Source organism: Shewanella scandinavica (assembly GCF_031932065.1).
In the GTDB taxonomy this organism is placed as follows: domain Bacteria; phylum Pseudomonadota; class Gammaproteobacteria; order Enterobacterales; family Shewanellaceae; genus Shewanella; species Shewanella baltica.
The window spans coordinates 17,922-33,451 of sequence record NZ_JAUOES010000015.1 but is presented as its reverse complement, the minus strand read 5'-3'; the positions used below and the strand labels follow the sequence as shown (position 1 = coordinate 33,451).

The following is a 15,530-nucleotide window of genomic DNA, read 5'->3' as shown; positions in this document are numbered from 1 at the left end:
CTGCCTCTGCAGGTTTTTGGGTTTATACGGCTTGATAGGTTAAGACTAGATTATCTAAAAAATGCCCCAGCAACTGATTCATTCGAGTCGTTGGTTGTCCAAGAATGAACTCAGTGCTTTGAATATATGGCATTTTTTGTGTACTGGAAAAAGCATGTTCTTGGGCTATTAATGGCGTTAATTGGCTACTGATAAATTCAAGATGGCATTGAAATCCAAAAACTAAATGTGTGTAACGTATTATTTGCCTTGGGCAAGCTTCACTTGTGGCGAGCACTTCGCAATCGGGAGTGAGGCCTGGCATATCGTTATGCCAGTGGCCGACCACTTCAGTTGTCGAAAATGTCTTAAGGCTAATATCACGTCTTCCTGCTGCAGTCAGTTCAATAGGGAAGTAACCAATCTCGGCATGTGGACTCTTTTGATAACGGGCACCTAATGCCTCGCCGATTAACTGTGCTCCAAGACAAACACCCACAACGGCTTTATTTGTCTGGATAGCTTGCCTGATAAGTCTTTGTTCTGCTTGGCTATCAAAATATGGACAATCGCTTTGGCATGTCGCGGGAGATTGGGGGCCACCGAGGATAATTAATAGATCAAAACCATCACTATTGTCAGGTAAAGCTTCATTTAGATAGACTCTGCTAAAGCTCATTTTGTAGTTTTTACTTGCGGCCCAATCGCTAAAATAGCCTGGACCTTCATAGCTTTCATGGATAATGCAATGAATCTGCATTGAGTTTTCCTGTGTCTTTTATGGGATAACGCTATGCTACAATCCTTTTTATTTGGCTGAATAACGTTATATGGACAAGTAATAATGCTAAGTCGCCAACTCGATTCGATTAACGCCATTATTGAGCAAGCGCCTAATATGCCTTCTTTTATAAAAACGATTGAGATGCAGAAGGGTTATGTGGATGTTTTACACCAGCACTGTTGGCATCAGCTTATTTTTCCACTTCAAGGCCTGTTACAGACAGAGGCAAATGGGGCACTGTTTTTGGTCCCCCATACCACAGCGCTTTTTGTGCCTGCAGGGGTGATACATGAGTCTGTTGCGATTACTGATACCTGCTTTATTGGTGTCTATTTGAATCCTATGTATGGTCGAGATTATGGTGCCATGATTAAACCCGTCGCTATGAGTGCTTTTCTAAGGGAGTTAGTGTTAACACTCAGAAAACAATGTGCTTTTAATACCCCAATAAATGTTGAGCCAATGGTTCAGGCGCCAATACTGCGTTTGCTTGAGGTGCTATACGATCAAATTAATAGTGCGGGAGGACAGACTTTTAAGTTGCTGATACCCAAAGATAGACGCCTAAAATTGATTTTTGAGCATTTAACCCAAACGCCAGTTTTAGATTTCTCTTTAGTGAAATGGGGGGAGATGGTTGGGGCATCGGAACGAACATTGTCGAGGCTATTTGTGAGGGAGTTTGGTTCTTCATTCGTATTATGGCGTCAACATTTGCGGCTGATCTATTCGCTGTCGTTATTGGCTACTGACCTATCAATACAGAATGTGGCTCACCAAATCGGTTATCAAAATGATTCATCCTATATCAAAGCTTTCAAGGAGCGTTTTGGGATGACGCCACAGCGATTTCGGTTAGGCGATCATGGGATATAATCCTGTTACGATTTATTGCGTTTAATACTGCTTTTAGTTGAATTATTTAACATTGAATCAATGTTTTGCCCCTTTTCGCGGCACAGATATTCATTTGGCCGAATAAAATCAAGCCAGTGTTAATTGCAAGCATGCTACTGAGTTATTGAGGACTAATTCACTTTTTGACAATCTAAATAATTTTTCACTGTAAAAGAGGCCAAACTTGGGCGTAATCTGTGGGCGTTCTCGCCATGGGTCAGTATTTTATGTTTGAAATGTTCACAACGTTAGGCTTTGCTTGGTCTGTGGGTTTAGTGCTTGCGATACTGTTTGTATTGGCATATGAATTCATTAATGGCTTCCACGACACGGCCAATGCGGTGGCTACGGTTATTTATACCAAGGCTATGCCAGCCAATCTTGCGGTCGTTACCTCTGCGCTCTTTAACTTTGCAGGTGTGCTATTAGGTGGCTTAGGTGTGGCCTATGCAATAGTGCATTTGTTGCCCGTAGATTCCTTGCTCGGCATGGATTCGACCCAAGGTTTGTTGATGGTCTTTTCCCTGCTGTTTTCGGCAATTATCTGGAACTTAGGCACTTGGTATTTTGGTATACCGGCATCGAGTTCCCATACCTTGATAGGTTCGATAATGGGCGTGGGCGGCGCGTTCGCTTGGATGAATCATCAGCCTGTCTTGCAGGGCATTAATGTCTCTAAGGCCTCGCAGATCATGTTGTCCTTAATCATTTCGCCGACTTTAGGTTTTGTGATGGCGGGGATTTTTCTACTCATCATGAAATACGTCTGGCAGAAACATAAAATTCACCGCACTCCCGATGAGCAGATGCAGATTAATGGCAAAAAACACCCGCCATTTTGGGCAAGGGCGAGTTTAATTGTCTCTGCTATGGGGGTGAGTTTTGCCCATGGTTCGAACGATGGACAGAAGGGCATAGGCCTAGTGATGCTAGTGCTGATTTGTATGGCACCGGCGTATTTTGCCTTGGACATGGGCAGTCAACCCTATGATTTGGAACGAACTCAAGATGCCAGTCGGCGCATTATGGCAATTTACGATCGCAATCAAGCCGTTATAGCGGATGTGATCGACTTTAGCGCTTCAGCAAACGTCCCCGAATATATGCTGGCCCATTGCTCATCTGAAAATGTATTACCCGCGATGTCGTTACTTGACCGCCGCTTGGCAAAAGTCTCGACTTACAAAGACATGGATGTACAAGAGCGGCGCGAGGTACGTCGGTTACTCTTGTGTATCGATGATACGGCTCGCCAAGTGGCGAAGTTAGATCTCCCCGCGAAAGATCTAACCTCATTGGCTAAATGGCGCAAGGATCTCACCCGCACCACTGAATATGCGCCTCTTTGGGTGATTATTGCCATTGCGACTGCGCTGGGTTGCGGCACGTTAGTGGGCTGGCGACGGATTGTGTATACCGTGGGGGAGAAAATTGGTTCATCGAGTATGACCTACAGCCAAGGCATTGCCGCACAGGTCACCGCTGCCGTATCGATTGGGATTGCCAGTATGACGGGCATGCCTGTGTCGACGACTCATATTTTATCTTCCGCCGTTGCGGGCACTATGGTGGCTAATCGTTCGGGGCTTCAGATCCAAACAATTAAGCAAATCATGCTCGCTTGGCTGCTGACGCTTCCTATTACTATGTTGCTCTCTGCGTGCGTGTTTATCCTTGCCAATGCACTTTGGGGTTAGCTAAGAATACTCAAGTTGAATGCACACATAGCCAAGCCTTGAGCGCTTGGCCTTTAGGTTCAGTGCCGTTTTCCGCGATAATGACCTAAGCCATCTTGTTAGAGTTGAGCTTTCAACACTAACAAGGACATAAGATGGCTGAGCAATTTAGAATACTTTTCAAAGCACTACACCAACAATCAGAGCCGCTGATATTAACTAACGTTTGGGATGCCGCCAGTGCGGCCATCATCCAAGCATCGGGCGCCCGTGCGATTGCGACCAGTAGCGCGGCATTGGCTTGGTCGCTCGGTTATCCCGATGGCCAAGCGCTACCTAAAGCGGCTTTATTGGACGCAGTGAACCATATCCTACGGCTGAGCCGAGTGCCCGTGACGCTAGATATTGAATCTGGTTATAGCCAAGATCCCGATGAGGTTGCTGCTTTTGTTGCACAGCTCGCTGAGCTTGGCGTAGCAGGGATTAATATTGAGGATGGCAGTGCAGGTGTTGCTGAGATGGTGGCAAAAATTCAGGCTATTCGCGCCCATCCTCGTTGCCAAGGATTATTTATTAATGCGCGAACCGATGTGTATTTACTGGGCTTAGCCAGTGGTGATGCCGCGGTCGCTATGACAATCGATAGGTTAACTCAATATCAGGCTGCTGGCGCGGATGGCGGCTTTATCCCTGGCGCGACCAAGGTCGAGACCGCTAAGCGCTTGTCTGCCGCTGTGGATATGCCACTGAATTTTATGCTATTGAATGAGCAGATGGATATCGACGAGTTATTTGCAGCGGGTGTGCAGCGTTTTTCCACCGGTCCGGCTTCATTTTTACAAGCCTATGACACTTTGCTTAATCCAATTTTGTTAAATTCAATTAAGGCAAAGCCGTTTCAGCAACAGCCAAAAGATGCGGTTATTGCCGCTGATAATGGCTTCATATATAAAGTCATTGCCCTTGATTTTGAACAAATGAATAACTTATTTATCCCGAGTTAAAGCTGTTTTTAATCTATCCCCAAGCTACCTGAAGATACGAGTTTCAGAGCGCCCAGGGTGCTTCAATTCAAGGCGCATTAATGACAGAATGTCGGCCACCTTTTGAATTGATGCAACACGGAAGTGGAGTGCCCTGGGCGCTCCGTCCCGGCGGCTGATGTTAACCACGGGGTAACGCACTTTATGCCGTGTTGGCTATTTTTAACTTATCCCGCTAGGCCTGCAAATAACCGCAATCGCCATGGATGGCGTGAATGCCATTTATGCAGGAGCAATAAATGGCCTTGCCTAAAGTGCGTTACCATTCAGTTAACATCAGCCCGCTGAATCCTGCATCTTCAGGTTGTTTGGGTATATACCCACGGCGAGCTTGCCGTGGGTTCCTTCTTACGTCCGTTTTACCTCGCGCCCTTTTACCAAGCAAGTCCCATCTGCGTACTTGTCTCCTCAGGTATCTTCTCAAGTAGGCTTAACTCGGCGAGTTGAATGTGCGCTGCAATTTGGCTGCGCAATGTTTGATAGAGACGGATGGCCAGTTCAGGCGCGGTTTCATTATCGGGAGTATGAATAAACAGATAGGGCTCCCGACCTTCTGCGAGCCACAGCGGGAGCTGGGTTAGCCAATTATCAAAAAAGGCATCGTTATCCTTAGGCAAAGCGCTTACGCCTTGCTGCGCGAGTTGTGCTACGGCATCGTCTGGTTGGCCGATAAAGCGCACCACAGGATTGTTGGCGGTGGCAATCGCATGCACTGGCACCCGCGGTTTTTTCTTGTGGGCGTCGATAATGGCGGCGTTGCTGGGCGGCAGGGCAAACAAGGGTCTGCTATCCATGATGATGCGATTCACTTTTTTATCGATAAGTAATCGATTAAGTGCACGCTCGGCTTCTCCCTTCGCAAAAAACGCAGCATGCCTGACTTCAACGCCATAGGTTAATCCTTGGGGGACTTGATTGAGAAATTGTGCTAACACAGGTAAGTTTTCTGGGCCGAAATGGGCGGGAAGTTGAATTTTCCAGATCCCCGTTTTATCGATTAATGGCGCCATTACTTGGAAGAAATCCTTCAACTCTTGGCCGCAGTGTTGCAATAGTCTTTGGTGAGTAATGGTTTGCGGCAGCTTGAAAGTAAAGCGAAAATCATCGGGCGTGGCACTGTGCCAGTTCATCACGGTTTGCAGTGCTGGCGTTGCGTAGAAACTGGTGTTGCCTTCGACCGTATTGAATATTGTGGCGTAACGGGCGAGTCGCTCCGCTTGTTTAATCCCATGGCCATAGACACTCTCTTGCCAATTTGAGTGTGACCACATGGCTAGCCCAAGGCGAAAATGACTCGGTTTATTTAACCCAGAACGCAACTCATCCAAAAAGACCTTCCTTAAATTTTATTCACATTTGCCAATGCAATCCTAGCCTGATGTAGGCTAGGGTTTGGGGCATTGTGCCGATACCCTTAGTCTAGAGTCAAATCTCGCCGCTGATGGCTTAGGGTATTGTATTTGATTTTGTTTGCATTTAATCCTATAAAAAGCCGAGCCCAACTTGGGCAACTCTGGAATGACATTGAAAATTAACCTACTCTAATAGTGCGTTATTATTATTTTTATGCTTATGATCAGACTTATTACTTAGCCAAATACAGACGTTGATTGGAGAACGGTGTGAATAATGATGGCTACACTTCCCTAAGCAATTTTATTGACCTTCTTTTGGATGCTATTTGCGTCGTTGATAAAACTGGGCGGTTTGAATTTGTCAGTGCGGGGGCTGAACGTATTTTTGGCTATACGCCTGCGGAAATGATAGGTATGCAGATGCTCGATCTTGTGCTGCCTGAAGATAGAGAACGCACACTCGCAACTGCCAATGAGATTATGACTGGCCGCTATAAGGTCGATTTCGAAAACCGTTATGTGCGTAAAGACGGCACAGTTGTCGATATTTTATGGTCTGCCCGCTGGTCCGAGGTTCACCAGCAACGTGTGGCAGTGGCGAGGGATATCTCTAAAAGTAAAAACGCCGAACGCCGACAAGCAGCCCTGTATGAGATTTCTGAAGCTGTGCATGTTGCTGAGGACTTGCTAGCCCTATACCGCCGTATCCATGAAATTATTGCGAAATTGCTACCTGCGGCAAATTTTGCCATTGCATTGTACGATCAGGATTTGAATGAACTCAGTTTCCCCTATAAAGCCGCCGCGGGGGATAATTCACTGGTCGATATCGCCAGTTTCAGCGTGTTCACTGAGCAAGTGATCCACAGTGCAGAGTCATTACTCCTATGCCCCTTAAGCTTAACTGAGTATCCACAAGCTATTCGCGAAGAGCTGGGTAATGGCAATTTAAGTTGGCTGGGCGTGCCACTGAAACTGCAAAAGGGCGTTATTGGTGCCTTGATGATGCATAGCTTGCCCACTTCGGCTTCTTATACTCATCAAGACCGTGAGTTATTGGAATTTGTTTCTACGCAAATTGCCTTCGCGATTGAACGCCGACAAATGCTAGCGCGATTAGAGCATATTGCGCTGTATGATCAGCTAACCCTGTTGCCCAATCGTGAGCTTTTTTACGACAGGTTTCAAAAGGCGCTATCCAGAGCCCATAGGGAATCAAGTTATTTCTCTTTACTTTATTTAGACTTAGATAAGTTTAAGTGGGTGAACGATACCTTTGGCCATAGTGTGGGCGATTTATTGCTGCAAGTGACAGCACAACGTATTGTCAGCTGTGTAAGGGGCTCTGATACCGTAGCGCGTTTTGGGGGCGACGAGTTTGTCATCTTACTTGAGCGCGTTGATTCGGCACAAAATACCCTGTTGGCAGCGCAAAAAATATTACAAGTCCTCAATCAACCCTTTGAGCTTACCGATCAGCAAATCCATATTCTGCCAAGTATCGGTATTGCCCTGTATCCGGAGCACGGCACGGACGAAAAACAGTTACTTTCCTGTGCGGATGCGGCCATGTATAAGGCCAAGAAGAATGGGGGCAATCGCATTGAAATGGGCTATCAAGGGCTGAGAAACCTGCATGCAGATCCTTTCACAGCGGCTCCTGAGTTAAAAGACACTGAGTTAGAAGACCGTGAATTAAAAGACACTGAGTTAAATAACCTTGAAAACAAGGTGACTAAGATAGTGTGAGTTCGATTGAGACGTTCAAGCGCAAGAGTTTGAATTACTGGAATGTGTAAAGAAATGCCCGCGAATGTCAGTGACATTCGCGGGCATTATTGTATGTAGCGCTTTTACGGCATCAGGGTATAGAGTCCGTGATGACTCTACAGTTTGAAGCGATTCACTTCCTGCTGTAATGACGCGGCTAAGTGGGCGAGTTCCTGCGCTTGCACCATAGAGGTTTGCGCTTCAATCGAGAGATTCTCCGACACTTCACGAATCGACTCAGTATTGCGGTTGATTTCGCTGGTGACTGAAGTTTGCTCCTCAGCTGCCGTGGCAATTTGGCTCGCCATATCTGAAATATCATTAATGGCTTTACTGATCAGCAACAAACTTTCGCTGGCGGAATTGGCGTCGGCCACACTGGTTTCTGCCATTTCATGACTCTGAGTCATAGATTTAACGGCTTTGCCGGCGGTTTGTTGGAGGGTTTCGATCATCGCTTGAATTTCTTGGGTCGATGAATGGGTACGTTGTGACAGTACTCGAACTTCATCGGCAACCACAGCAAAACCGCGACCTTGTTCACCCGCACGCGCGGCTTCAATGGCCGCGTTGAGTGCGAGTAAGTTGGTTTGTTCGGCGATGCCACTGATCGTTAACAGAATACTGTTGATCTTCTGTGAGTGCTCATTCAGCTCGCCGATAATTCGGCCGGCAGTTTCAACTTCACTGGCTAAATTACGGATAGATTGCTGACTCTGGGCGACTTGTTTGTGGCCATGATTCGAAAGCCCGACTGCATTTTGCGCCGTTTGTGCTGTGTGCTCGGCGTTGCTGGCAATCTCTTCGGTGGCACTGGCCATTTCGGTGACAGCCGTGGCGACCATAGTCACTTCATCTTGTTGGACTTCAATGCGTTGGCTGTTGTCTGTGGCCGAAGCGCTGCTGCCTTGGGCTTGATGCTCCAATTGACCTGCAATCTTGTGCATACGGGAAATCATGCCATGGAGACGTTCCACAAAGCGGTTAAAGCCCGATGCCAACATACCAATTTCATCGTGACTGTTGGCAGTATGAATGCGCACAGTCAGGTCGCCATCACCTTCGGCGATATCATTGAGTGCTTGAGCAACGCGTTCGAGATCTTTGAATTGGATTTTGAAAATCGCGATTAAAATCAAGCCAAATAGCACTAATAGGGCGACACCTACGGCCGACATCCACCAGGCAAGATCGGTTGCCTGTGACATGATTTCTTGTTTATCCATCACGAAAATCAGCGCCCAGTCCGTCGAGGGTATCGCCGCGACATAAACTAACTTAGTGGCGCCATCGAGGGTGCGTTCTTCCATTGTATTGGCATTGGTGCGCTGTGATAACCAGCTATTACTAAAATCACTATCAATTTTCGTGAGTTGTTGGGTATTGAGCTGGCTATTGGGATGACTGATGATGAGTCCCGCAGTATCGACCATCAAGGTATAACCTTCGCCCGGCACTTCGAGGCGCTGCACCGCATCGGTTAATTGATCTATGGTTAAGTTCGCTGCGGCCACGCCTATCAGCTGTCCTGATCCCATCACAGGCTCGGCAATGGTCACGACTTGTTTTTTCAGTGTGGCGCTGACGTAGGGCGCCGTCATGATCATTTTACCGGCAGCTTTAGCGTCCATATACCAAGGGCGAACGCGGGGATCATAATTCGCGGTATTTAGAGACGGATCTTGACGATACATGTTGCCTTGCTCGTCGCCATAATAGGTGAGGGCAAAGTCAACCGCAGTATGCGCTTGCAATAAATGAGGGGTAACGTTTGTACTTGGATCGGCTTCAATGGCTTGTTTTAGGCTGGTAATGGCCATTTTTCTGTCTTGCATCCACTGACCAATACCGGATGAAAAGGTATTCGCCAGTTGGTCAATTTCATGTTGAGTGTTTTCTAACGCATTATTTCTAATGAAATAACTAGAGATACTTACGAGTACAGCAATAGTGATCAGTACAGCGGAAAGACTGCTGAACAGCAGCCGTGTTTTGAGTGTCGATCGCATAATCTATTCCTTTATATTCCGTTAGCGCTCTAACGTTGTTTTAGTATAGCGGCTGTAAGAGACAAAACATTAAAGCATTGAGAAATTATAGTAATAAATTTAGACATGACGCCCATAAATCAGTCGCTTTATAATGGCATGATTTTTATGCAAATAACGATTAGGTAAGCCATTTGTTATTAATGCTTACTCGATAAACTGAGAAGACTGAATCGAAGAGAAAATAATATTTTACAGATGACGAATATCATTATTTACCGTCACTAAGCCATTAAAACATACCGATTCTCGCTAACGATATAATTAACTATGTTACCGTTTTTCGATTGCGATTAATTGATTCAGAATGCTAGCTTGTTTATTTAACGTTAAGTTGTTTGCGTTACTTTTTGTTATGTTTCGAGCTTAGCTTCCATCTATTACCGCACAAAAAAGGAGCTTCTAGAAGCTCCTTTTTAATTCTAAAATGGCTTAAATATCATTGGGTCATTTTACTTTTGATCAGCACGCAGCGCTGTTCAATTTGACGGGTTTCTAATAGATTGCGGCGGGTGAGATTCGATAATCCAGTTTGGCTATCAAGCACTTTATCCAATGCCGCTATGCTAGTGTAGTTACAATCAGTAGGAATCAAGTTGTGAGCGTAGTTACGCATAAACACAGGGCCTTTTTTATCCATATCCCTCAAGCTCGCCAGACGTTCTTCCGCCGTAGCCGCGCTCAATAGTTTCTGCTCCGCAGGATAAAGATTTTCCATAATGATCCGTTGCTTAGAGAAAGGCAGGCTGTCTTGATGAACCTTGCTTAACCAGCGACGTTTGGCCGCCGCTTCTGGGCGGATCACTTGCGCCGCAAGCGCAGCTTTTTCGCCTGAGTCCGAATTATCCTTAGCCGCTTCTTTGGTTAAACGTTGCTGCGCGTTAGGGAAATCATAGCGATTGAGCTGGGTGATGATCGCCCAGCGTAAATCTTGATCTAAGGTTAATCCCTTAATTTTTGTCTCACCGTCAACGAGTTGCGCTAAATGGCGCAATGAATCCCTGTCGCTGGCTAAACTGACATACGCATCGAACCAAATACGTTGGAAGTCATTATCGCCTTTGCTTTCCATCGCTTTTCTAAGGCTCATCTGGCTTAAGCCTTTGATTGCATTCTCAGCGTAGTTTTGCTGTATAGGTGCGATCTGTGCGAGATACTGCTTCGAGCGCAACATGCTATCGATGATCTGACCAACAATCGTGTAGTCCGTCTCAGCAGGCGCGTTAACAAATACTGTGCTTAGGTATTGATCTAAGCTCAATTTACCTTCACGAACGCTGTCCCACAGACTTTGCCACAGCATAGAGCGCAGTAGTGGATCTGACACATTACTCAACTGCTGTTTTGCGGTGTTAAAGGATTTATCATCTAGCTCGACTTTCACAAAGCCCCAATCATCAAAGTTTGGATAGACTAAGTCTGGGCAGCGCTCACCAATCAGTTGTTTGACTTCGGTACGCTCCCCCTTGTAAGTCACTGGCACTGTGACGTCATGGCGCAAATCGAAGCGGCCTTGGGTAAAGAGTGCCACTTGGACTTTTTGTTCGCGTAATGTTGGCAGCTCAGCGCTTGCTGGGAGCTGTATCAAGCTAAAGTCGCTGATACGGTTACCTTCACAGCGATATTCCGCCTTGATGGTGTTAACGCCCGCGCTGTAGAGCCATTCTTGAGTCCATGCGCTTAAATCACGACCAGCGGCTTTGCCTAGGCTATTGATAAAATCATCTAACTCGGCATTTTGATAACTATATTGTTTTAAATAATTGCTGACTCCACGGCGAAACACCATGTCGCCCAGCAAGTGGCGCAGTTGTTTCAGTGTCGATGCGCCTTTTTGATAAGTGATCGCATCGATATTGTCGAAGGCGTTTTGGGTTGTTGCCACTGGCACTTCAATCGGATGCGTGGTGACTAAGCTGTCCTGCTCATAGGCTCTTTGTTTGCCTTTAGCGTAAAAAGTGCGCCAAGCATTGGTGAATTCGGTCGCCTCCTGAGTCGCAAGCGTGCCCATAAAGGAGGCAAAGCTTTCATTGAGCCACAGGCCATTCCACCATTTCATGGTCACGAGATCGCCAAACCATTGATGCGCCATTTCATGCATGATAACGCCGGCTAGGCTTTGTTTTTGATCTGCCGTCATGGCTGCTTTATAGAGGAAATGATCTTCGGCAAAGGTCACAGCCCCCGCGTTTTCCATGGCGCCATAGAGGAAATCAGGCACCAGAATTTGATCATATTTCTTAAAGGGATATGGAATGCCAAAGTAGTTATCGAAGAAGGTTAACCCTTGTTTGGTATAGTTAAACCAATCCTGCGGTGTGACTTGATTCGCCACAGATTCACGGGCGAACAGGCGCATCGGATAGCGGCCCGAGTTGTCCTGCCACATGTGGTAAGGGCCCGCATGCATAGAAAAGTTATACGGACTGAGTTTTGGCGTATCAGGGAAGGTCCAACGATTGTATGCGCCCGCTGGAGTGATTTGGCTTTCACGCATAGTGCTAATCACTTGCCAATCTTTGGGCGCTGTTACCGTAATCTGATAGTTGGCTTTGATATCCGGTTGGTCAAACACCGCAAACATCTGCTGCGCGGCGGCGGGTTCAAAATGCGAATAGAGGTAGACCTTGCCATCGACCGGATCTTTAAAACGATGCAAACCTTCGCCATTGGTGCTGTGAGGGCGAGTAAACTGCACTTCAACCGTGTTTTCACCCGAGGTCAGCAGACGCGTATTTAAGCTAATGTAAGCGCCATTATAGTTTGGATATACGGCGGTACCGTTGATGATAAAGCGTTTTATCTGTGCCTTGTTTAAATCTAAGCTCAGTTGTTTTGGTATTTCACTTAATTGAAAGGTCACTTTAGAGGTGGCGGAAAACTCGGCTTCCCCTGTGAGCTGAAAATCCAGTTCATAGCGAACATCGGAAATGATCTGTGAGCGCAGCGCGGCCTGATACTGGCTAATGTAAGCACTGGCGTCACGTGGACCCGTATTAAGAGTGCTTTGGGTGGCACACGACATCAATGCGCCGCAGGCAAGGGCAACAAAACTGGCTTTAAACAAGTTCACAACTGAATCCTTCAACAATTTGTTTTGTTTTCTGCTTGGATATTTGCTTTCAATATCGGGAGTTTGGGGTTGCCTGAGTGGCAAATGATCCCTCGCGCCAGCGCCGATTTGAAGCAGCATCATTGCAGTGTATTTTGGCCGAGTACACTACCTTATTTACCTTGGATAACCAATGTTAAAAATGTAAAAAAAAGCCAGCGTTTAAGCTGGCCTCTTGGGATCTATGTTTGGCGACAGTGAGCGCCAATAGACAATTACATGCCTAAGAAAGACTTAGACTTCATCTTACGGATTTCTTTTTCATCAGACCATTCAATCAGGCCTGTTTCTAAATCCATTAAACGCATTGTCATCTTGTAGTACACGTCTTTAGTGCTACCGTCTTGCTTAACTATGCTAGATAAATTGCCGTATAACATGTATTGCGCGCCGATTTGACGACCAAACTTGATGGCGGTTGATGGATCAACCATGCCAGTGTTGTTTTGGTAATCCAATTGCTTACGGACTGAATCTACTTTAGTCATGTCGATAAAACGGAACTTGCCTGAGCGCAATAGTTTGTTGCTGATAGAGTCAGTAACAGACTCAGTATCAATGTGCTCTGAGGTTTTGTTCTTGATGCTGTCGACAAATAAAATCGGACGGCTATTGGCTGTCATGGCCACGATAGGAGGGAAAGTCATCATGCTATCCACCATCTTGGCTGCAATAGCTTGTAGATCCGTTGAGCCAAAATTCTCATTGACGGTTTCAACTTCGGTGGCATCGCCATATTCGACTTTAGATTGACATGCAGCCAGACCCATAACGGCAGCCAGCACAAAAATCAGTTTAAATTGTTTCATAGTCAGTTCCATTTTGTGATTGTATAAACTTAATGACACACGTCTTATTCAAATACCACAACCGCTAGGCTAAATGATTATTGAATAAATTCGGGTGTAATTACCAGTATCAATTGCCCAGACTAAGGTGGTTTTGCCTGCTGCAACGTCAATTTTTGCCGGTGGCGCTTTATCTAACTGCAAAGTGTATTCACCTGCACTCAAATAACGCCGCCCGATCTGTGCTTGTTTAGGCAGCGTCAGCCAACTACGGCGATCCGCTTGCTCTGTTACTACGTTAAAAATCTGCATCGCTATGCTGCCAATATCGGCGGCATTGTTTCCGGGGCTGCCACTCTTTCCAACCTGATAGGCCATCTCAGATTTGGCATAGACCCTTGCGACTTGGCGAACCAAGGTTGCGGGCAGATCTTCCTTGAGTGCTGTGATGGCTAAGGCATCGATATTGGCAATAGGTTCAGTTTTCAGCACTGTACCTAAACCTTGCACTTGCGTCTCTGGCACAAAAGTATTGTTTGGCATGTAAGTGGCTAGCGATACAGTTTGCCAATTGCCATGGATAGTAAAAGGCACGGTAAGCGCCTGTTTTTCCGGTACAAAACCGCGCTCGACTATCAAAATCACTTGGCCATCTTTGGGATTAGGTAATTTAGCATCGCCCCAACGACGTTTAAACTCATCATATTGCGGCATGCCGAGTTGCTTGGCGAGACGCACCAGATCTTGCTGTAAATAGGTGTTGTCTGGGGTGATTTGTGCCGCTTTACGATAATCGATATAGGCATCGTTCGGCTCACCCAGCACTTCATGTAATACGCCAGTGGTGTAATAGCTGTAAGCGTTTAAGAAAGAACTCGTCACAGTGCCTGCGGCTTGGCCTAGCTTGTTGACCTCGGCATCGATAGTCCCGTTTGCCATGGCTTGCACCGACTTTTGCGATTTTTGATAGCGCTCTTGCTCGCTGCTTTGTAACTCGTTACTGCGACGAACTTCGACTAAAGCGCCTTGGTAATCGCCACTAAACAAATAGTTTAGCGCTTGGTATTGGTGCAGCATGATGCGTTCATACCCAGGCCCTCGGTACGGAATCGCATTGTCGTTTAACACTAAGCTGCTGGCTGTGGCACTAATATCACTGACGCTGACTTTGGCCTTATCATCAAAGGCGGTGTAAGCATCGACCGCTTGTTGGTAGTACTTTTTACTGGCCGCAAAATCGCCGGCGACTTGAGCAATACGGCCCGCTTCTTGAGCATAGAGTAGGCCATCGTTGCCATTGATATTACTGGCAAGTTTGTCGATATCGGCCAAGGGTGTTGCACTATTCAACTCTTGTTTGAGCGGTTCAATCTGTGAAGGGTAATTAATAAAAATACTGTTGTAGGCGCAGCCCGATAAACTTAACACCAACCCCATTACCAAAGCGGGGGCAATAAAAGCGCGAGATAAAGGTGTAACCAAAGACAGTTTCATTATTGCGCTTCACCTTGTTCGATGGACTTGGCTGAAATCGACTGAGCCTGTTCAGGCATACGTGAGCGCTCGAGTAAGGTGATCCCTTGAAGGTGATCAAATTCGTGTTGAAAAATCCGCGCAATAAAGCCTGTTAATTCGGCCTGTTGCCACTCGCCTTGTAAATTCTGGTAGCGCACTTCAATGGCTTGATGTCTTTGTATGTTAAATCGTTGGCCGGGAATGGACAGGCAACCTTCTTCGCCGTCGACTAAGTCACTCGATGCATGAATGATTTGTGGATTAACCACGACCACAGGCGCCATATTGGGTGCGTCGGGATAACGTTCATTAGGGCGAGAAGCCATAATAAATAAGGCTAAGGGACTGTGAACCTGTGGCGCCGCGATGCCAACGCCATTGGCGGCTTCCATGCTGGCAGACATTTGCTCTGCAAGGTGCGCGAGCTCGGCATCGAAATGATGCACTGCAATTGCAGTCTGCCCTAGAATAGCTTCACCCACTAACGCTATGGGTAATAAAGGCGGGGTTTGTTTTGGCATCAAATGTTTAAACATCGCATTCCCTGGATATTTTGCGGTAAC

At 46.4% G+C, this 15,530-nt stretch carries 11 protein-coding genes; 4 read left to right on the top strand and 7 right to left on the bottom strand.

Annotated elements, in window-relative coordinates; translation table 11 throughout:
- Window positions 1-22 precede the first annotated feature (22 nt).
- Window positions 23-739, bottom strand: a complete 717-nt coding sequence (locus tag Q4Q50_RS13835; protein WP_311899779.1) for a type 1 glutamine amidotransferase — start codon at window positions 737-739, stop codon at window positions 23-25.
- A gap of 84 nt (window positions 740-823) precedes the next feature.
- Between Q4Q50_RS13835 and Q4Q50_RS13830 the strand changes: the two genes are divergently transcribed.
- From Q4Q50_RS13830 to Q4Q50_RS13820, 3 genes are all read left to right on the top strand, one after another.
- A complete protein-coding gene (locus Q4Q50_RS13830; protein ID WP_311899778.1) occupies window positions 824-1,639 on the top strand; it encodes an AraC family transcriptional regulator in 816 nt (271 codons plus the stop codon).
- A 248-nt stretch (window positions 1,640-1,887) separates the two neighbouring features.
- Complete coding sequence (locus Q4Q50_RS13825; protein WP_311899823.1) at window positions 1,888-3,357, top strand: inorganic phosphate transporter; 1,470 nt, start codon at window positions 1,888-1,890, stop codon at window positions 3,355-3,357.
- A gap of 134 nt (window positions 3,358-3,491) precedes the next feature.
- On the top strand, window positions 3,492-4,340 hold the full coding sequence (locus Q4Q50_RS13820) for an isocitrate lyase/PEP mutase family protein (protein WP_311889803.1): 849 nt from the start codon (window positions 3,492-3,494) through the stop codon (window positions 4,338-4,340).
- A 413-nt stretch (window positions 4,341-4,753) separates the two neighbouring features.
- Here Q4Q50_RS13820 and Q4Q50_RS13815 read toward each other — a convergent pair whose 3' ends face one another.
- Complete coding sequence (locus tag Q4Q50_RS13815; RefSeq protein WP_311899777.1) at window positions 4,754-5,707, bottom strand: DUF72 domain-containing protein; 954 nt, start codon at window positions 5,705-5,707, stop codon at window positions 4,754-4,756.
- A 294-nt stretch (window positions 5,708-6,001) separates the two neighbouring features.
- On the opposite strand from Q4Q50_RS13815, the gene Q4Q50_RS13810 reads away from it, so the two are divergent.
- Window positions 6,002-7,483 (top strand): diguanylate cyclase domain-containing protein, encoded by a 1,482-nt coding sequence (locus Q4Q50_RS13810; protein ID WP_311899776.1) that lies wholly within the window; start codon window positions 6,002-6,004, stop codon window positions 7,481-7,483.
- 137 nt (window positions 7,484-7,620) lie between these two features.
- On the opposite strand, the gene Q4Q50_RS13805 is transcribed toward Q4Q50_RS13810, so the two are convergent.
- The 5 genes from Q4Q50_RS13805 to def form a co-directional block, all read right to left on the bottom strand.
- On the bottom strand, window positions 7,621-9,513 hold the full coding sequence (locus Q4Q50_RS13805) for a methyl-accepting chemotaxis protein (RefSeq protein WP_311899775.1): 1,893 nt from the start codon (window positions 9,511-9,513) through the stop codon (window positions 7,621-7,623).
- A 478-nt stretch (window positions 9,514-9,991) separates the two neighbouring features.
- Window positions 9,992-12,625: an aminopeptidase N gene (gene pepN / locus Q4Q50_RS13800; protein WP_311899774.1), complete on the bottom strand. Its 2,634-nt coding sequence runs from the start codon at window positions 12,623-12,625 to the stop codon at window positions 9,992-9,994.
- Window positions 12,626-12,879: 254 nt separating this feature from the next.
- Window positions 12,880-13,473: a penicillin-binding protein activator LpoB gene (gene lpoB / locus Q4Q50_RS13795; protein WP_006080406.1), complete on the bottom strand. Its 594-nt coding sequence runs from the start codon at window positions 13,471-13,473 to the stop codon at window positions 12,880-12,882.
- A 69-nt stretch (window positions 13,474-13,542) separates the two neighbouring features.
- Window positions 13,543-14,946 (bottom strand): COG3014 family protein, encoded by a 1,404-nt coding sequence (locus Q4Q50_RS13790; RefSeq protein WP_107403905.1) that lies wholly within the window; start codon window positions 14,944-14,946, stop codon window positions 13,543-13,545.
- A complete protein-coding gene (def, locus tag Q4Q50_RS13785) occupies window positions 14,946-15,503 on the bottom strand; it encodes a peptide deformylase (protein ID WP_311899771.1) in 558 nt (185 codons plus the stop codon). Before def ends, Q4Q50_RS13790 begins: the two co-directional genes overlap by 1 nt.
- Between the last annotated feature and the right edge of the window lie 27 nt (window positions 15,504-15,530).

What these genes read in the sequence shown, in the direction of transcription:
- lpoB (WP_006080406.1), bottom strand. Translation starts at nt 13,473, where the DNA reads ATGAAACAATTTAAACTGATTTTTGTGCTGGCTGCCGTTATGGGTCTG.
- Q4Q50_RS13835 (WP_311899779.1), bottom strand. Translation starts at nt 739, where the DNA reads ATGCAGATTCATTGCATTATCCATGAAAGCTATGAAGGTCCAGGCTAT.
- Q4Q50_RS13825 (WP_311899823.1), top strand. Translation starts at nt 1,888, where the DNA reads ATGTTTGAAATGTTCACAACGTTAGGCTTTGCTTGGTCTGTGGGTTTA.
- Q4Q50_RS13790 (WP_107403905.1), bottom strand. Translation starts at nt 14,946, where the DNA reads ATGAAACTGTCTTTGGTTACACCTTTATCTCGCGCTTTTATTGCCCCC.
- Q4Q50_RS13805 (WP_311899775.1), bottom strand. Translation starts at nt 9,513, where the DNA reads ATGCGATCGACACTCAAAACACGGCTGCTGTTCAGCAGTCTTTCCGCT.
- Q4Q50_RS13820 (WP_311889803.1), top strand. Translation starts at nt 3,492, where the DNA reads ATGGCTGAGCAATTTAGAATACTTTTCAAAGCACTACACCAACAATCA.
- Q4Q50_RS13830 (WP_311899778.1), top strand. Translation starts at nt 824, where the DNA reads ATGCTAAGTCGCCAACTCGATTCGATTAACGCCATTATTGAGCAAGCG.
- def (WP_311899771.1), bottom strand. Translation starts at nt 15,503, where the DNA reads ATGTTTAAACATTTGATGCCAAAACAAACCCCGCCTTTATTACCCATA.